The following is an 18,857-nucleotide window of genomic DNA, read 5'->3' as shown; positions in this document are numbered from 1 at the left end:
AATCATGACATTAACGCTTCGTGTTTTACTGGAAAATCATCTCGCCAGCGGCGCTGACGATCGGCTACGTAACCGAGCCGGTCTAAGCCTATTGCTGGAGGATAAGACCACCTCAATTCTGTTTGATACCGGCCCGGATGACAGTTTCTATCACAATGCTGCTCTAATGGGCGTTTCTCTTGATAACCTCACGGCGACGGTGCTTTCGCACGGTCACTACGATCACTGCGGCGGCGTTCCCTGGCTGCCCGAAAACAGTCGAATTATCTGCCACCCGACAATTGGGCACGAGCGCTTTGCCGCGGTGAACGTTGCGGGGCGCAGTCACAAGCTGAAAAAGCTGTCGCGGGAGATTGATTACACGCGTCATCGTATGGAATACACCCGCACGCCGTTGCAGATTAGCGAGCGTTTTATCTGGTCAGGTGAGATTGCCGTCGATAGCCCGAAGGCCTACGGGGTGACCGGCGATCGAACGGATTTCGTGATCGATGAGGGCGTACTGATTTATCTCTCTGAACGCGGGCTGGTGATTATTACCGGCTGCGGGCACCGTGGGATTATCAACATCGTGCGGCACTGCCAGCAGATTACTGGAATCGAGAAGGTTCATGCAATTATCGGCGGCTTTCATCTACGCTGCGCTTCACCGCGCACGCTTTGGCAGGTCAGGCAGTTTCTGCATCAACTGAAGCCCGATAAAGTCATGGGCTGCCACTGCACCGGGGCGTGGGGCAAGCTGTGGCTGCCGGAGGTTATCTCCCCGGCGACCGGTGATACGTTTGTGTTTGAATAGCGATACTCCCTGCGTTGTTCGATTTTATTTATGAGGAAATAATGCATCTTTTTCTGATTGGTCCGGGCGGTGCAGGAAAAAGTACCGTCGGGGAAAAACTGGCCGTTCGTTTGGGGTATGCGTTTGTCGATCTCGATGCGCAATTTTGTGAGCGCGTCGCGAACATCCGTGAGTACCTTAAATCTGACGGCTATGAAGCCTATCTTGAGCAAAACGCTGCGTTGTTTGACGCGCTGTTGCTTGAGCGGAGCCAGCAGAATGTGGTTTTTGCGCTATCTTCCGGATTTCTTGCCACCGATATTCGTCCGGATATTGTCAAACGCAACCGCCAGCGCGTGCGGGAATGTGGGCGTTCGATTCTGCTTATGCCATCAAAGGATGCCGATGTCGCGTGTGGCTGCATCGTTACGCGTCAGCTTAAACGCGGATTTGGGCTCGTTCGGGATAAAGAAGAGGCCAAATTCCGCCAGCGATTTCCCGACTATATGGCGCTGGGCGATATCCAGATTTTCGCAATGGGCTCACCGGAAGTCATTGTTCACAAAATTATGGCTGCACTGTAGGCGGGCAATTTAAATCTTGTAGGCATGATAAGCGTAGCGCTATCAGGCAACCCGCCGCACATTGCCGGATAGCGGCATTGCCTTATCCGGCCTACAGCCCCGGAAAGATAACGAATAGAGCTGCAGGCGTTTACGATCTCAACAGATTAGTTTAACCCTAAGAAGTGCTGGGCGATTTTGAAGTAGATAATCAGCCCGGTGCCGTCAATCAGCGTCGCGATAAACGGCGCGGAGACCACCGCCGGGTCAATGCCGACGCGTTTGATGACCAGCGGGATCACCGAGGAAACCACGGCGCTCCAGAGGGTGACGCACACCAGCGTCAGGCTGACAATAAAGGTGATTTCCGGGCCAATGCCCATTATCCACGCCCGCAGGCAGCCTGCCGCGCCGAGGGTGATGGCGACCAGCATCGCCGTCGACATCTCTTTACGCAGGATCCGCCCCAGATCCCTAAGGCCCACTTCGCCAAGCGCCATCGCGCGCACCAGGGTGGACGTTATCTGCGTGCCGCTGTTGCCTCCGGTGCCAATCAGCAGTGGGATAAAGAACGCCAGCGCGATGGCGGATTCCAGCGCCTCTTCGAAGTGCTGGATCACGGTGCTGGTGTAAGCCTCGGCGATAAACAGCAGCAGCAGCCAGACGGCGCGTTTTTTCCACAGCGTAACCGGGCTTATCTCCAGATAGGGTTTTTCCAGCGGCAACGTCGCCCCCTGAAGCTGCGCGTCTTCGGTGATTTCATCCGCTAACAGCTGGTCGATCTCTTTTTCATTCAGACAGCCGATAAGTTTGCCGTTTTTAATCACCGGCAGCAGGGTCAGACGGTGCTTTTCGATAAGTTCCGCCGCCACGTCGCGGGTATCGTCCGGGCCGACGTGGAATAGGGTGGTGGTCATCAACTGCGCGACCGGCTGATTATCATCGGATGCCTGGAGCAGCGTGCGTGTCGATAATATTCCACGCAGGTTGTCGCCGGAAACCACGAATACGGCGCAGGGGAAATGGTCGTCATTTAATTGTCGCAGGAACATCTCGCGCGCTTCTTTTACGCTGAGTGGTTCCGGCAGCGAAATAAACGTTTTCGACATGTAGCTTGCAATAATATCGCCCGTTACAGGGACGGTTGGGTAGAGCGGCGCAGTGGCATGAATATAAGACATCAAAATGTTCCCTATAGAAATTCTATATAGGGCGAACAAAACAGGAAAAGCTGAGAAAAATCCCTACGTCCCGGTTTTAGCACTGAACAACGTATCTGTACGGTCTTGAGCCGTCAGAAGTTATCTTGGCAACACCTTGATTCGATGGATGCCTGTATTTCCCTGTGATGGTCTCTCTCGATACCACCAGGGCGATAACTTATGTTTATTCAGGAGCCTCGCCATAACAAGATTATTAATTACGATGCTGAGTGAATTTATATTTCCCGCGTGCCGTCAGGCACGGTGGTAAATTCAACGGACGTAATATAGCGCGTTATTACGCATTGTGGCGGTGAAAGATAAAGTGGTTGAGAATAGGTTTAATATTTTATTTGTGGCATAAAAAACCCGGCGTCGCGATGCTCGGCCGGGTTAGATGTAGGCCTGATAAGCGAAGCGCCATCAGGCATTTGGTGCGGGTTGCCGGATGGCGGCGATGCCTTATCCGGCCTACAGGGGCCGAGTTGCTATCGGCGTGAACGAACTACCTGATAACGTCGGGTCAGATATTCCACCGGGGCGCTCCAGACGTGCACCAGACGGGTGAACGGGAACAGCAGGAAGATGGTCATGCCCAGCACCAGGTGGATTCGGTAGACCCAGGCTACGCCATCCAGGTGCGCCGACGCGCCGCCGTGGAAGGTAACCACTGCCTGCGCCCAGTCGACCAGCTTCAGCATTTCGCTGCCGTCCGGATGCTGTGCGGAGAACGGAATGGTACTCAGGCCAAGGCAGCACTGGATCAACAGAATACTGAGGATCAAAATATCCGCGGTCGACGAGGTGGCGCGAATGCGTGGGTTAAACAGACGGCGAATCAGCAGGCCAGCGCCGCCGACCAGCGTCATCACCCCGCAGGCACCGCCGAGAATCATCGCCATCAGCTGTTTTTGCGACAGCGGCAGCCAGGATTCATACACCCAGTGCGGCGTTAGCATACCGAAGAAGTGGCCGAAGAAGATCCCCAGAATACCGACGTGGAACAGGTTCGACCAAATCACCATTCCGCGTTTGTCGAGCATCTGGCTGGAGGAGGCGCGCCAGGTGTACTGACCATAGTCGTAGCGCAGCCAACTGCCCAGCAGGAACACCGTGCCGCAGAGGTAAGGGTAGATGTCGTAAAAAAAGACGTTAAGGTACTGTATCATTTCGGGCCTCCCATACGGACGTCCACATACTGTGGCGCCACGTCCTGGCTAAAGCGTCGTTGATAGCTCTGCAGCGGAGAACTGTCGCAGGCGGTGGCGTTATCTTCGATAAACTTCACCTGTTCCTCTTCCCAGACCGCATCCAGCGCCTGGCGGGTATCGTCTCGCGCTTCGCCCGCCACCTGTTTTGTGACGCTGTCACTTGATAGTGAGGTATTGGCCAGCGTCAGCAGGGTATCGAACAGCTGATACCACGGCGCCTGACGCTGTTTCAGCCGACCGCCAATCAGCGCCAGAATCGGCGCCACGTTTTGCAAACCTTCCTGTGCCTGAGCCTGCGGCAGAATGCTGAGGTACTCCAGATAGAGCGGCAGATAGTCAGGCAGCTCGCGGCAGTTGAGCTGTAGACCCACCTGTTCATACTGCGCCATCAGCTCAACCATCGCCTGACCGCGGTCACGCGATTCGGCGTGAACATGTTCGAACAGCAGCAGCGATGTCGCCCGCCCGCGCTCAAAAATCTCACACCATTCGGCCTGCTTATCGAGTAATGAGGCCGTCAGGTGCTGCTCAAGGAACGGGCGCAGCGCCGGAGCGTCACTGTCGATTAACGCAAACAGTTCATCCTTGTTGTCCCAACTGAGTTCATCGGGGTACTCCAGCAGCAGCCCGATGATTTTCAGGATCCGCATTAGTCTTTCTCCCCGATGTTAATGGCGTCGATACGGTGGCTGTTAAACAGGTTGAACTTGGTGTCTGACCCGTGGCAGCCGTCGCCGAAGGTGAAGCCACAGCCGTTGCGTTCCGGGAAGGCGTCTTCCGCCATTTCACGGTGGCTGGTGGGGATCACGAAGCGATCTTCGTAGTTGGCGATCGCCAGGTAGCGATACATCTCTTCGACCTGTTCCTCGCTCAGACCCACTTCCTCAATGGCACGGGTGTCGGTCACGCCTTCTACGGTCTGCGAACGCTTATAGTGGCGCATCGCCATCATGCGTTTCAGGGCGCGCAGCACCGGGCCGGTATCGCCCGCGCTGAGCATATTCGCCAGGTACTGCACCGGAATGCGCAGGCTTTCCACCGCCGGCAGGACGCTATCGGTTTTCGGCAGGCCGCCCGCATCGGCGACCGACTGAATCGGTGACAGCGGCGGGACGTACCAGACCATCGGCAGCGTGCGGTATTCCGGATGCAGCGGCAGCGCCAGCTTCCAGTCCATCGCCATTTTGTAGACCGGCGAACGCTGGGCGGCATCAATCGTGTTTTGCGTAATCCCCTGTTTCAGGGCTTCCTCAATGACGGCCGGGTCATTCGGGTCGAGGAACACGTCGCACTGGCGCTCGTAAAGATCGGTCTCTTTCTCGGTGCTGGCCGCTTCTTCAATGCGGTCTGCGTCGTATAACAGCACGCCGAGGTAGCGGATACGGCCGACGCAGGTTTCCGAGCACACGGTCGGCTGGCCGGACTCTATGCGCGGATAGCAGAAAATGCATTTTTCTGATTTGCCGCTTTTCCAGTTGAAGTAGATTTTTTTGTACGGACAACCGCTGATGCACATGCGCCAGCCGCGGCACTTGTCCTGGTCAATCAGCACGATGCCGTCTTCTTCACGCTTGTAGATAGCGCCGCTCGGGCAGGTGGCGACACAGCTTGGGTTGAGACAGTGTTCGCACAGGCGCGGCAGGTACATCATGAAGGTATTTTCGAACTGACCGTACATCTCCTTTTGCATTTCCTGGAAGTTGTGGTCGTGGGCGCGTTTTTCGAATTCACCGCCGAGCAGCTCTTCCCAGTTCGGGCCCCACTCAATTTTGTTCATCCGCTGGCCGCTGATCAGCGAGCGCGGGCGGGCGGTCGGCAGGTTTTTGCCTTCCGGCGCGTTATGCAGATGCTGATAATCGTAGGTAAACGGCTCATAGTAGTCGTCGATGCCCGGGATCAGCGGGTTAGCGAAGATTTTTGCCAGCACGCCGACGCGTCCGCCCATGCGCGGCGTCAGTTTACCGCTGATGCCACGTACCCAGCCGCCTTGCCATTTTTCCTGGTTTTCCCAGTCCTTCGGGAAACCGATGCCAGGCTTGGTTTCGACGTTGTTGAACCACGCATATTCCATGCCTTCGCGGCTGCTCCAGACGTTCTTACAGGTCACCGAGCAGGTGTGGCAGCCAATGCATTTGTCGAGGTTTAACACCATCCCAACCTGTGAGCGAATCTTCATTTTGCCGCCTCCTGTACCTGATCGTTGCCTTCATCATCCAGCCAATTAATATTTTTCATTTTGCGGATCATAATGAACTCATCACGGTTCGAACCGACCGTTCCGTAGTAGTTAAAGCCCCAGGCCAGCTGCGCATAACCGCCGATCATATGGGTGGGTTTCGGGCAAATACGGGTCACCGAGTTGTGGATCCCGCCGCGCCGCCCGGTCACTTCCGAGCCGGGAATATTCATCAGGCGCTCCTGGGCGTGGTACATCATGGTCATGCCCGGCGGCACGCGCTGGCTGACCACCGCGCGGGCGGTGAGCGCGCCGTTGGCGTTAAATGCCTCAATCCAGTCGTTGTCGGCGATCCCCAGCTCTTTGGCATCGGTTTCGCTCAGCCAGACGATTGGCCCGCCGCGCGAGAGCGTCAGCATCAGCAGGTTTTCGCTGTAGGTGGAGTGAATGCCCCATTTCTGGTGCGGCGTCAGGAAGTTGAGCGCTTTTTCCGGGAAACCATTCGGCGGGATAGCGTTCATCTGACTCACGCTGCGGGTGTCAATAGGCGGTCGATAGGCCACCAGGCTTTCACCGAAGTCGCGCATCCACGGGTGATCCTGATACAGCGACTGCCGCCCGGAGACGGTGCGCCATGGGATCAGTTCGTGAACATTGGTATAGCCCGCATTGTAAGAGACGTGCTCGTCTTCCAGACCAGACCAGGTGGGGCTGGAGATAATCTTGCGCGGTTGTGCCTGAATATCGCGGAAGCGAATTTTTTCGTCCTCTTTGTTGGTCGCCAGATGGGTGTGGTCGCGGCCGGTAAATTCACTCAGCGCCTGCCAGGCCTTCACCGCGACCTGCCCGTTGGTTTCCGGGGCGAGGGCGAGGATCACTTCTGAAGCATCAATCGCCGTCTCGATACAGGGGCGACCTTTCGCTGGACCCTGCTGCTTGACATAGTTAAGCTTGCCGAGGAAGTCGACCTCGGTTTGCGTTTTCCAGCCGATGCCTTTGCCGCCGTTGCCCAGTTTGTCCATCAACGGGCCAAGCGAGGTAAAGCGTTCGTAGGTGGCCGGATAATCGCGCTCCACGGCGATAATATTTGGCGCGGTCTTACCCGGAATGAGATCGCATTCGCCTTTGCGCCAGTCCTGAATCGCGAACGGTTGCGCCAGCTCGGCGGGGGAGTCGTGCTGTAGGGGTTGCAGCACCACATCGGTTTCCGTGCCCAGATGGCCCTTGCAGATTTCAGAGAACGATTTGGCGATGCCTTTGTAGATATCCCAGTCGCTTTTCGATTCCCACGCCGGGTCGACGGCGGCAGAAAGCGGGTGGATAAACGGATGCATATCCGAGGTGTTCATATCGTCTTTTTCGTACCAGGTAGCGGTTGGCAGGACGATATCGGAGAACAAACAGGTGCTGGACATGCGGAAATCGAGGGTCACCAGCAGATCGAGCTTGCCTTCAATCGCAGCGGTCTGCCATTCCACTTCTTCCGGTTTCACGTCTTCTGAGGAGCCAAATTCCTCACTCTGAATACCGCTATCTGCTCCCAGCAGATACTTCAGCATGTATTCATGACCTTTACCGGAGGAGCCCAACAGGTTCGAGCGCCAGATAAACATATTACGCGGGTGGTTCTTCCCGCTGTCCGGCTGCTCGCAGGCCATGCGGATCTCACCGGATTTCAACCCTTGTACGGTATAGTCCTGCGGCGTCATCCCGGCAGCGTCGGCTTTCGCTTTCAGCGACAGCGGGTTGAGGTTGAGCTGCGGAGCGGACGGAAGCCAGCCCATGCGTTCGGCGCGCACGTTAAAGTCGATCAGATGGCCGGTGTATTTCGTCGGATCGGCCAGCGGGGAGAGCAGCTCTTTGGCGGTCAGCTTCTCGTAGCGCCACTGGCTGGCGTGATTGTAGAAGTACGACGTGCTGTTCATCTGGCGCGGTGGACGGTTCCAGTCCAGCGCGAAGGCCAGCGGCAACCAGCCGGTTTGCGGTCGCAGTTTCTCCTGCCCGACGTAGTGTGCCCAGCCGCCGCCGCTTTTGCCAATGCAGCCGCAGAACACCAGCATGTTGATCATGCCGCGGTAGTTCATGTCCATGTGATACCAGTGGTTCACCCCGGCACCGAGAATAATCATCGAACGGCCATGCGTTTTATGCGCCGTATCGGCGAATTCGAGGGCGATTTTTTCGATGTTCTGCCGCGATACGCCGGTGATCTGTTCGGCCCAGGCCGGGGTGTAGGCTTTCACTTCGTCAAAGCTTTTTGCCGCCAGATTGTCGTCCAGGCCACGATCGAGCCCGTAGTTAGCCAGCGTCAGGTCATAAATACTGACCACCAGGCGACGGCTGCCGTCGGCGAGGGTGAGTTCTTTTGCCGGCAACTTGCGCACCAGGATGGGATCCTGTTTCACGCTGCGGAAGTGCGGGTTTTCGTTGCCGCCAAAGTAGGGGAAGGCCACGCCCGCCACCGTGTCGCGACTATCGAGCAGAGAAAGCGTCAGCTCGGTCTCTTTACCGGATGCCTGTGATTCCAGGTTCCATTTGCCTTTTTCCCCCCAGCGGAAGCCGATAGAACCGTTTGGCACCACCAGTTCGCCATCGCTGTTGTAGGCAACGGTTTTCCACTCCGGGTTATTGCTTTCACCGAGGCCATCAACCAGGTCGGCGGCGCGCAGCATTCGGCCCGCGACGTACGAACCATCCTCGCGGCTATCGAGCATCACCAGCATCGACATGTCGGTATAGCGGCGGCAGTAGTTGATAAAGTAATCGCTCGGATTATCGAGGTGGAATGCTTTGAGGATCACGTGACCCATCGCCATCGCCAGCGCGCTGTCGGTACCCTGCTTGGGTGCCAGCCACTGGTCGCTGAGTTTGGCGACTTCCGAGAAGTCGGGGGTAATGGCGATGGTCTTGGTTCCCTTGTAGCGAACTTCGGTGAAGAAGTGGGCGTCCGGGGTACGGGTTTGTGGGACGTTAGAGCCCCAGGCGATGATATAGCTGGAGTTGTACCAGTCGGCAGACTCCGGCACGTCGGTCTGCTCGCCCCAGGTCATCGGCGAGGCCGGCGGCAGGTCGCAGTACCAGTCGTAGAAGCTCAGGCAGGTTCCGCCGATCAGCGACAGGTAGCGCGTCCCCGCGGCATAAGAGACCATCGACATCGCCGGAATAGGCGAGAAGCCCGCCACGCGGTCGGGGCCGTAGTTTTTGATAGTCCAGACGTTAGCGGCGGCGATCAGCTGGTTCAGCTCTTTCCACGATGAACGGACGAATCCACCTTTACCGCGTGCTTCTTTGTAGCGGCGGGTCTTCTCCGGGCTCTGCATAATGCTGTCCCAGGCCAGCACCGGATCGGTTTGCTGCGCCAGCGCCTCGCGCCACAGTTCAATCAGCTTCTTGCGGGCCAGCGGATATTTCAGGCGGTTAGCGCTGTAGAGATACCAGGAGTAGCTTGCGCCACGGGGGCAGCCGCGAGGTTCATGGTTGGGCATGTCGGGGCGGGTTCGTGGGTAGTCGGTTTGCTGGGTTTCCCAGGTCACCAGGCCGTTTTTGACATAAATCTTCCAGCTGCATGAGCCTGTACAGTTCACACCGTGCGTCGAGCGGACGATTTTGTCGAACTGCCAGCGCTGACGGTAGCTATCCTCCCAATCACGGTTATTGTCATAGACCTGTCCGTGACCATTGGCAAAAGTCTCGCCTTTCTGCTTAAAGTAGCGAAAGCGATCCAGTAGTTTGCTCATGACATTTTCTCCTGACGGGGGATTGCGCCCCCGTGGTTACACTGCTCACATTTTTATGTTTATTTGGACGTCGGTTTGCGGCGACCATAGACCAGCCAGGTCACCAGTACGCAGACGACGTAAAAGACAAAGAACACTTTCATGGCGCCAACCGGTGAACCGGTCATGGCGAGCGAGGTGCCGAACGCTTTCGGGATAAAAAAGCCGCCGATTGCGCCAATGGCGGAGATAAACCCCAGTGCGGCGGCGGTATCGGTCACCGCCTCATGCTGGGCCTGCTCGTCGGTGCCACCGCGCTTTTTCACGCTATCGATGGTGATTTGCCGGAAGATGACGGCGATCATCTGGAAGGTTGAACCGCTGCCCAGACCGGCGGTGAGAAACAGCCCCATAAACACCACGTAGAAGGCAAGGAAGCTGCCGGAACCGCTGCCCGGTAGGGTCAGGAACAGCAGGCCGGAGAAGAGCGCCATCAAAATGAAGTTCACCAGCGTGACCTTTACGCCGCCGAGGCGATCGGAGATCACCCCGCCAAACGAACGAGCCAGCGCGCCGATAAACGGCCCGAAGAAGGCGAGTTTGAGGATGTTGACGTCCGGGAACTGGGTTTTTGCCAACATGGCAAACCCTGCGGAGAAACCGATAAACGAGCCGAAGGTGGCGAGATAAAGCAGACTCAGCAACCACATATGTGGACGTTTGAGCACCGGCAGCTGTTCGCGCACCGAGGCTTTGGAACTGGCTATATCGTTCATCCCAAACCAGGCGGCGAGCGTGGCAATCACGAGGAGTGGTACCCAGACTAACGCGGCGTTGCTGAGCGCCAGCGTCGAACCGTCTTCTTGCGTGACGCCGTGAACGCCGATAAACGCAAACATGGGCAGAAAAATGACCGCCGGGGCGACCATCTGCATCACGCTAACGCCAAGGTTGCCCAGACCACCGTTGACCCCCAGCGCGCTGCCCTGTTTGGCTTTGGGGAAGAAGAAACTGATATTCCCCATGCTGGAGGCAAAGTTAGCGCCAGCAAAACCGCACAGCAGAGCGATGATGATAAATACCCAGAACGGAGTAGCGGTGTCCTGAATGGCGATACCTAACCAAATGCACGGAATAACAAGAATAACCGTGCTTAATACCGTCCAATAGCGGCCTCCAAATATAGGTACCATAAAGGAGTAGGGCACGCGCAAAATTGCGCCAGAGAGAGAAGGCAGTGCGGTTAATAAAAAGAGTTGGTCAGTTGTAAAATTAAAACCGACTTTATTGAGATTGACTGCCACTGCGCTAAATAACATCCAGACACAGAAAGCGAGTAATAAGCAGGCCACGGAAATCCACAGGTTTCTTCTTGCGATTGATTTACCTTTATTTTCCCAGAAGGCAGGATTTTCCGGTTTCCACTCCCTTAAAAGGTAATGATTATCTTTCTCATTGCTTGGCATAATACCCTCGATAGACACGTCATAAAAAAGAAACAAAGGAAAAACAGCGAAGTAGGTAGGAGAGGATTATTATCGTCTGGCCGTTTTATCTCTTTATCGTTGAAGAATAGATAAAAAAAGCGCGTTGTAAGAAAACGCGCTGTGAATAAAACGTTGTTAATTGTTACTAAATGTAAATTATGCGGGCTGAAGTTCTAACGCAATATAATGTTGTATATAACGAGCAAAGATTTCGTCGCTTATTTCCGTCATCCCTAGCGCATAAATTCCATCCAGTCCACACACCAGTGCAATTAATCGCCAGGCAATATTTTCCGCGCTATCTATTGGTCTGAATTCGTTTGCTTCTGTGCCCTGCAAAATCAGTGAAACGGTTTCCTTATGCCACATATCCATTGTCAGCAAGTAGGCGCCTTTAATATCACTGTCGCTGTCTGCCAGCAGTTGTGCTTCCCGCCACAGACGTACGTAAGGTTCAAGACGACCATCGTCGCTGCCGAGCATCGAAAAGAGACGGTCGTGCCAGCTGGCGTCATCGGCCACCAACGGCATATCGAGCATTTCACGAATCAGCCGGACAAAGGCGAGGGATTTCAGTTCGCCAATCGAGGTGAAGTGGTGGTGCACCTGGCCGCTGGAGACCCCGGCGACGCTGGCGATATGACGAACGGTCATGGCGCTAAAGCCGCCGCTCAGCGCGACTTTCATAGCGGTTTTGAGGATATCTTCCCGCCGTTCTTCTCGGGTTAAATAATTCATTTTTCTTCGTTTGAGTAGGGTTTATCCCAGAATAACAAAAAATTGGACATGCGTTCAACAATCCGGCAGGATCTCGTTTCTGGACGTGCGTCCAACAATAAATAATGATTTGAGGAACAAAAAATGTCACGCCAATGGTTAACGCTCATGGCTATTTTGATGGTCTATATCCCGGTGGCGATTGATGCCACCGTGCTGCACGTGGCCGCGCCGACGCTGAGCGTCGCGCTGGGCACCAGCGGCAATGAGCTGCTGTGGATCATTGATATCTATTCACTGGTGATGGCCGGAATGGTGCTGCCGATGGGTGCGCTCGGCGACAAAATTGGCTTTAAGCGCCTGCTGCTGCTGGGTAGCGGGATCTTTGGCCTGGCATCGCTGGCGGCGGCGTTTTCGCCGACCGCGCTGACGCTGATCGCTTCTCGCGCGCTGCTGGCCATCGGCGCGGCGATGATTGTCCCGGCAACGCTTGCCGGGATCCGCACTACCTTCGCGCAAGCGCGTCACCGTAATATGGCGCTGGGGCTGTGGGCGGCCGTAGGCTCCGGCGGCGCGGCGTTTGGCCCGCTGGTGGGCGGGATGCTGCTGGAACACTTCTATTGGGGATCGGTATTCCTGATCAACGTGCCGATTGTGCTGGTGGTTATTGCCATTAATGCCAGAGTGGTTCCACGTCAGCCAGCGCGACGCGAACAGCCGCTGAATCTGCTCCAGGCGCTGGTACTGATTGCCGCCATTCTGATGCTGGTGTTTAGTGCCAAATCGGCGCTGAAAGGGCAGCTTGCGCTGTGGCTGGTATCGATGGTCGCGCTTGCCGGTGCCGGTATGCTGTACTGGTTTGTGCGTAAACAGCTCTCAGCAACGCGTCCGATGGTGGATATGCGTCTCTTTACCCATCGTATTATTTTAAGCGGGGTGATGATGGCCATGACGGCGCTGATTACCCTGGTGGGCTTTGAACTGCTGATGGCGCAGGAGCTGCAGTTTGTGCACGGTAAAACGCCATTCGAAGCCGGGCTGTTTATGCTGCCGTTGATGGTGGCGAGCGGTTTCAGCGGCCCGATTGCCGGCATGCTGGTGTCAAAGCTTGGGCTGCGTGAGGTGGCGACCGGCGGAATGCTATTAAGCGCGCTGAGTTTCCTTGGCCTGTCGATAACCGATTTCAGCACCCACCCGTGGCTGGCATGGGGGCTGATGACGCTGCTCGGCTTTAGCGTTGCCAGCGCGCTGCTCGCTTCCAGTGCGGCGATTATGGCGGCGGCCCCCAAAGAGAAAGCGGCAGCGGCAGGCGCTATTGAAACGATGGCCTACGAGCTGGGCGCGGGGTTGGGCATTGCGCTGTTTGGTCTGATCCTGACCCGCAGCTATACCTCGTCAATCGTGCTGCCCGCGGGGATGGGCGACGCGGCTGCAGAGCAGGCTGCCTCCTCCATTAGTGAAGCGATCAAGCTGGCGCAGTCGATGCCCGCTGTTCCGGCACAAAGCCTGATGGAGGCAGCAAAAATAGCGTTTATCAATTCGCATAGCATCGTGCTGGCGACCGCCGGCGTACTGCTTCTGCTGCTGGCTGCCGGGATCTGGCGTAGCCTGGCTAAGATTCCGGACCCGGTCTAATTCCCGGGTAGACCCTTGTGGCTTTTTATCCGACAATGTACATTATTGAACAGTTAGGCTACAATTGTGATTAAATGTACACGCCGGTATTTGGCGTGTCGCGAAATGACGCATGGGAGGACATATGGCTACAGTACAAGAAAGCCATGTAAACGGTAACGTTGATACCAGCAAAGCGCTGCCGGTTGTGTTCCGTATCCTGGAAAAATGGCAGTGCAACACAGATGAACAGCTTCGGCTTCTGGGTATTAGTTCACGTTCAACATTGAACAAATACAAAGAGTCGAAGGGCGGCATTCGTTTAAGTCTGGATATTCAGGAACGGATGAGCTACATCCTGAATATCCATAAATGCCTGCGTTTGCTGTTCACCGCTGATGACAGCATCTATGGCTGGGTGCGCAAACCAAATTCCCATCCTTTCTTTGCGGGACGTTCAGCGATGGATGTGATGAACGGTGGACGTGTTGCCGATCTTTATGAGGTCGCGACGCGGCTTCAGTCATGGCGAGGGGGAATGGCGTGATCGCGGAAACTCCGCCTCGCGTGGCGTTAAAAGGTGCGACGGCATATCGCATTATTCCCAGTCGCTATCCCACCATCGATCTTTTTGAGGATGTGGCCAGTAGCGATGAGCTGGAAGCCGTTTGGGCCGTTGAGGCATTAACGAATGAGCGCTTAATGGAATCTGCCGGTGAACTGATGCGAGTCCCAAAAGCCGATTGGCTCGTCGGGCTGAATGGCAGCAGCTACGTGATGGCCGCGTTTACGCACATTAATCCTGAAGGGGCGCGGTTTACCACCGGCGACTTTGGCGGTTACTATTGCGCTCCGCAGCTGGATACGGCCATCAAGGAGACGGTGTATCATCAGGAGCGCATTTTTGGCTATACCGATGAGCCCGCGCAGAAGGTTCAAATGCGGGTGCTTTTTACCGAGTTTGATGCCAACCTGGCCGACATCACGCAGGAACCCTTCATCTCTTCAGCGCTATATCACGCGACGGACTACAGCCAGTCGAAAGCCTTTGCACAGGCGCAGAAAATGCAAAACAGCGATGGCATCGTTTATTGTTCGGTGCGTCATACCGGGCACACCTGCTACGTGCTGTATCGCCCCTGTCTGGTGACCAAAGTGCTGCAAGCCGAACATCTGGAATATCACTGGAATGGGCGTTCGATTACTAACATTCTGAGCATTAAGCTGTACGGCGGCGAATAAGAGGGTGTTACCGCCGGGTTGCCTGCCAGCACAGCAGGGAGCCGATGCAAACCATCGCCGCTCCTTGCCAGAATGACCATGATAGCGCCGCGCTGAGCAGCACGGCCGCCAGAGCCGAGGAGAGCACGGGCGTGAAGTACGACGCGGCAGCCAGCAGACTGACGTTACCGTGGAGAATACCCACGTTCCAGGCCGCATAGGCTAAACCTAAAGACAATGCGCACAGCACCATCTTGATAACCACCGGCCCGCTAAATACCATCGGTGGCTGCTCGCTCAGCAGAAATTTCACCCACAGACTCAACGCGGTTAATAAAACGAACAGAGTGATACCGTTTTTGCCTTTGGCATATTTGGCGGTCACCGTGCAGTAGGCCGCCCAGATAAAGGCGCCAACAAACGCCAGAATATAGCTCAAAGGGCTGGAAATGACGTTACGTGTTATTTGGTGAAGATCCAGCCCATGCTCGCCACCTAATACCCAGGTGACGCCTAATAGCGCAAGGAGTAAGCCGGGGATAACCAGCCAACTGCTTTTTTGACCGTTAAACACAATGGCAAAGAGAATGGTCAGGCTTGGCCACAGATAATTGACCATCCCCACCTCAATGGCCTGCTGGCGGGTGCCCGCATAGCCTAAAGACAGCGCCAGACAGATTTCATAGCTCACGAATAGCACGCTTCCCGCCAACAGATAACGGCCAGGCATCTGACGCAGTTGGGGAAAACCCACGGTAAAGATCAGCAGAATGCCGCTCAGACTGTAGATCATCGCCGCGCCGCCAACCGGCCCAAGCCCTTCGCTGACGCCGCGAATTAACCCCACCATGGTGCTCCATAATACAATGGCGGTGAGGCCGATGAGCGTCGCTCTTTTCTTATCCATCTCTGACCTGATGCTTTTACAAACGAAGTCTGCGGTTATAGCATTTTTTCACGGCCTGCTGGGATATTTTTCCATAACCATTAACCCTAAAGGATTAATAAAATTCGCCGCCCCTGACTATTAAGGGGGGATCGGTTTTCGACATTGATTTGACGCAAATAAATCAAGGGTATTGCTGTTAGTTTTTCCGGCGAAGTACATCCATACAATGAGGAAAACAATGGACGTCAGCCGCAGAAAGTTTTTTAAAATCTGCGCGGGCGGTATGGCCGGGACGACGGCAGCGGCATTAGGATTTGCTCCTAAAATGGCGCTGGCTCAGGCGCGTAATTTCAAATTGCTGCGCGCCAAAGAAGTTCGTAATACCTGCACATACTGCTCCGTGGGTTGTGGGCTTTTAATGTATAGCCTGGGCGATGGGGCTAAAAATACCCGGGAATCGATTTACCACATTGAAGGTGACCCGGATCATCCGGTCAGCCGTGGCGCGCTGTGCCCGAAAGGCGCGGGGCTGCTGGACTATGTACACAGTGAAAACCGCCTGCGTTATCCGCAATACCGCGCACCTGGCTCAGATAAATGGCAGCGTATTTCGTGGAATGAAGCCTTCGATCGCATCGCAAAACTGATGAAGGCCGACCGCGACGCCAACTTTATTGAGAAGAATGAGCAGGGCGTGACGGTTAACCGCTGGCTGTCCACGGGGATGCTGTGCGCTTCGGCGGCCAGTAATGAAACCGGTATGCTGACGCAAAAATTTGTGCGCTCGCTCGGCATGCTGGCGGTAGACAACCAGGCGCGCGTCTGACACGGACCAACGGTAGCAAGTCTTGCTCCAACATTTGGTCGCGGTGCGATGACCAACCACTGGGTTGATATCAAAAACGCTAACGTCGTGATGGTGATGGGCGGTAACGCCGCGGAAGCCCATCCGGTGGGATTCCGCTGGGCGATGGAAGCGAAGAACAATAACGATGCCACGCTTATCGTCGTCGATCCGCGCTTTACGCGTACGGCGTCGGTGGCCGATATCTACGCGCCGATTCGTTCCGGTACCGACATTACCTTCCTGTCGGGCGTGCTGCTGTATCTGATCGAAAAAAATAAGATCAACGCCGAATACGTGAAGCACTATACCAACGCCAGTCTGCTGGTGCGGGAAGACTTTACTTTCGATGACGGCCTGTTCAGCGGCTACGATGCCGAAAAACGCCAGTACGATAAATCCTCCTGGCACTACCAGCTGGATGAGAACGGCTACGCCAAACGTGATGAAACCCTGACCGACCCGCGCTGCGTCTGGAACCTGCTGAAACAGCACGTTTCTCGCTATACGCCGGACGTGGTGGAGAACATCTGCGGGACGCCGAAAGCCGATTTCCTGAAAGTGTGTGAAGTGCTGGCCTCGACCAGCGCGGCCGATCGCACGACCACCTTCCTGTACGCGCTGGGCTGGACGCAGCACACCGTTGGGGCGCAGAACATCCGCACCATGGCGATGATCCAGCTGCTGCTCGGCAATATGGGGATGGCGGGAGGCGGCGTGAACGCGCTGCGCGGTCACTCCAACATTCAGGGCTTAACCGACTTGGGTCTGCTGTCGACCAGCCTGACTGGCTATCTGACGCTGCCGTCGGAGAAGCAGGCGGACCTGCAAAGCTATCTGGACGCGAATACGCCGAAAGCGTTGCTGCCAGACCAGGTGAACTACTGGAGCAACTATCCGAAGTTCTTCGTCAGTCTGATGAAGTCGTTCTACGGCGATGCGGCGACGAAAGATAACGACTGGGGCTTTAACTGGCTGCCGAAATGGGACCAGGCCTATGACGTTATCAAATACTTCAACATGATGGATAACGGCAAAGTCACCGGCTATATCTGCCAGGGCTTTAACCCGGTTGCATCCTTCCCGGATAAAAACAAAGTCGTGCGCAGCTTAAGCAAGCTGAAGTACATGGTGGTGATCGACCCGTTAGTGACTGAAACCTCCACCTTCTGGCAGAACCACGGCGAATCGAACGATGTAGACCCATCAACGATTCAGACGGAAGTGTTCCGCCTGCCGTCGACCTGTTTCGCCGAAGAAGACGGTTCTATTGCCAACTCGGGCCGCTGGCTGCAGTGGCACTGGAAAGGTCAGGAAGCGCCGGGTGAAGCACGTAACGACGGCGAGATTCTGGCCGGTATTTACCATCGTCTGCGCGAGATGTATCGCAACGAAGGCGGTAAAGGCGTTGAGCCGCTGCTGAAAATGGGCTGGAACTACAAGCAGCCGGATCATCCGGAATCTGAAGAAGTGGCGAAAGAGAACAACGGTTATGCGCTGGCGGATCTCTACGACGCGAACGGCATGCTGGTAGCGAAAAAAGGCCAACTGCTCAATAGCTTTGCGCTGCTGCGTGATGACGGTACAACCTCGTCCTCCTGCTGGATCTATACCGGTAGCTGGACCGAGCAGGGCAACCAGATGGCCAACCGCGATAACGCCGATCCGTCTGGTCTGGGCAATACGCTGGGGTGGGCCTGGGCGTGGCCGCTGAACCGTCGCGTGCTGTATAACCGCGCCTCGGCGGATGTTAACGGCAAACCGTGGGATCCGAAACGCATGCTGATCCAGTGGAATGGCACGAAATGGGCGGGTAACGATATTCCGGACTTTAATACCGCGCCGCCGGGAAGCAAAACCAATCCGTTTATCATGCAGCAGGAAGGTCTGGGCCGTCTGTTTGCGCTCGATAAGCTGGCGGAAGGTCCGTTCCCGGAACACTACGAGCCGATGGAAACGCCGCTGGGTACCAACCCGCTGCACCCGAACGTCATCTCAAGCCCGGTGGTTCGTCTGTACGAAGAAGATGCCGTGCGTCTTGGGAGGAAAGACAAGTTCCCGTACGTGGGGACCACCTATCGTCTGACCGAGCATTTCCATACCTGGACCAAGCATGCGCGCCTGAACGCCATTGCCCAACCGGAGCAGTTTGTGGAAATCAGCGAAGGACTGGCGAAAGCCAAAGGGATTGCCAACGGCGATCGTGTGACCGTCAGCAGCCAGCGTGGTTTTATTCGCGCCGTTGCGGTGGTCACTCGCCGCCTGCAGACGCTGAACGTCAATGGTCAGCAGGTGGAAACCATTGGTATCCCGCTGCACTGGGGCTATGAAGGCGTGGCGCGCAAAGGTTATATCGCCAATACCCTGACGCCAAACGTGGGCGATTCCAACTCGCAGACGCCGGAATACAAGGCGTTCCTGGTTAACATCGAGAAAGCGTAA

The 18,857-nt window shown here is 55.8% G+C and carries 14 protein-coding genes and 1 riboswitch; of the genes, 6 read left to right on the top strand and 8 right to left on the bottom strand.

All coding sequences use genetic code 11. From position 1 onward, the window contains the following. The first annotated feature begins 4 nt into the window (after positions 1-4). Both ABTW00_RS11785 and ABTW00_RS11780 read left to right on the top strand, forming a co-directional pair. Entirely contained in the window at positions 5-796 is a 792-nt protein-coding gene (locus ABTW00_RS11785) for an MBL fold metallo-hydrolase (protein WP_271446985.1), read from the top strand. Positions 797-837: 41 nt separating this feature from the next. Then, positions 838-1,359 carry a shikimate kinase gene (locus ABTW00_RS11780; protein ID WP_433635783.1) on the top strand — a complete coding sequence of 174 codons (522 nt, stop codon included), beginning with the start codon at positions 838-840 and terminating at the stop codon, positions 1,357-1,359. Between the two features lie 146 nt (positions 1,360-1,505). On the opposite strand, the gene ABTW00_RS11775 is transcribed toward ABTW00_RS11780, so the two are convergent. From ABTW00_RS11775 to ABTW00_RS11745, 7 genes are all read right to left on the bottom strand, one after another. Continuing rightward, on the bottom strand, positions 1,506-2,519 hold the full coding sequence (locus tag ABTW00_RS11775; RefSeq protein ID WP_064545528.1) for a magnesium transporter: 1,014 nt from the start codon (positions 2,517-2,519) through the stop codon (positions 1,506-1,508). Between the two features lie 54 nt (positions 2,520-2,573). Beyond that, positions 2,574-2,757, bottom strand: a riboswitch (M-box (ykoK) riboswitch). A 271-nt stretch (positions 2,758-3,028) separates the two neighbouring features. Further along, positions 3,029-3,709 (bottom strand): respiratory nitrate reductase subunit gamma, encoded by a 681-nt coding sequence (gene narI, locus ABTW00_RS11770; RefSeq protein ID WP_433635782.1) that lies wholly within the window; start codon positions 3,707-3,709, stop codon positions 3,029-3,031. Further along, entirely contained in the window at positions 3,706-4,401 is a 696-nt protein-coding gene (gene narW / locus ABTW00_RS11765; protein ID WP_433635781.1) for a nitrate reductase molybdenum cofactor assembly chaperone, read from the bottom strand. The genes narI and narW overlap by 4 nt, the downstream gene beginning before the upstream one ends. Continuing rightward, positions 4,401-5,927 (bottom strand): nitrate reductase subunit beta, encoded by a 1,527-nt coding sequence (gene narH, locus ABTW00_RS11760; RefSeq protein WP_064545522.1) that lies wholly within the window; start codon positions 5,925-5,927, stop codon positions 4,401-4,403. Before narH ends, narW begins: the two co-directional genes overlap by 1 nt. Further along, complete coding sequence (locus ABTW00_RS11755; protein ID WP_433640906.1) at positions 5,924-9,664, bottom strand: nitrate reductase subunit alpha; 3,741 nt, start codon at positions 9,662-9,664, stop codon at positions 5,924-5,926. The genes narH and ABTW00_RS11755 overlap by 4 nt, the downstream gene beginning before the upstream one ends. Before the next feature lie 59 nt (positions 9,665-9,723). Further along, on the bottom strand, positions 9,724-11,109 hold the full coding sequence (locus tag ABTW00_RS11750) for a NarK family nitrate/nitrite MFS transporter (RefSeq protein ID WP_433640904.1): 1,386 nt from the start codon (positions 11,107-11,109) through the stop codon (positions 9,724-9,726). Positions 11,110-11,286: 177 nt separating this feature from the next. Then, positions 11,287-11,868 (bottom strand): TetR family transcriptional regulator, encoded by a 582-nt coding sequence (locus tag ABTW00_RS11745; RefSeq protein WP_433640902.1) that lies wholly within the window; start codon positions 11,866-11,868, stop codon positions 11,287-11,289. Between the two features lie 123 nt (positions 11,869-11,991). Between ABTW00_RS11745 and ABTW00_RS11740 the strand changes: the two genes are divergently transcribed. From ABTW00_RS11740 to ABTW00_RS11730, 3 genes are all read left to right on the top strand, one after another. Then, positions 11,992-13,482, top strand: a complete 1,491-nt coding sequence (locus ABTW00_RS11740; protein ID WP_433640900.1) for an MFS transporter — start codon at positions 11,992-11,994, stop codon at positions 13,480-13,482. 124 nt (positions 13,483-13,606) lie between these two features. Continuing rightward, the gene (locus ABTW00_RS11735; RefSeq protein WP_064545512.1) at positions 13,607-14,008 is read left to right on the top strand and encodes an antitoxin Xre-like helix-turn-helix domain-containing protein; all 402 of its coding nucleotides are present in this window, start codon (positions 13,607-13,609) and stop codon (positions 14,006-14,008) included. Next, on the top strand, positions 14,005-14,703 hold the full coding sequence (locus tag ABTW00_RS11730; protein ID WP_209438766.1) for an RES family NAD+ phosphorylase: 699 nt from the start codon (positions 14,005-14,007) through the stop codon (positions 14,701-14,703). The genes ABTW00_RS11735 and ABTW00_RS11730 overlap by 4 nt, the downstream gene beginning before the upstream one ends. Positions 14,704-14,710: 7 nt before the next feature. Here the strand turns inward: ABTW00_RS11730 and yddG are convergent, their stop codons facing one another. Continuing rightward, positions 14,711-15,589, bottom strand: a complete 879-nt coding sequence (gene yddG / locus ABTW00_RS11725; RefSeq protein WP_064545508.1) for an aromatic amino acid DMT transporter YddG — start codon at positions 15,587-15,589, stop codon at positions 14,711-14,713. 220 nt (positions 15,590-15,809) lie between these two features. Between yddG and fdnG the strand changes: the two genes are divergently transcribed. Further along, positions 15,810-18,857, top strand: a complete 3,048-nt coding sequence (fdnG, locus tag ABTW00_RS11720; protein WP_433640896.1) for a formate dehydrogenase-N subunit alpha — start codon at positions 15,810-15,812, stop codon at positions 18,855-18,857.

Origin of the sequence: Kluyvera georgiana (assembly GCF_050990895.1) — a bacterium.
Classification (GTDB): domain Bacteria; phylum Pseudomonadota; class Gammaproteobacteria; order Enterobacterales; family Enterobacteriaceae; genus Kluyvera; species Kluyvera georgiana.
This window is presented reverse-complemented; position numbering and strand designations above follow the sequence as displayed.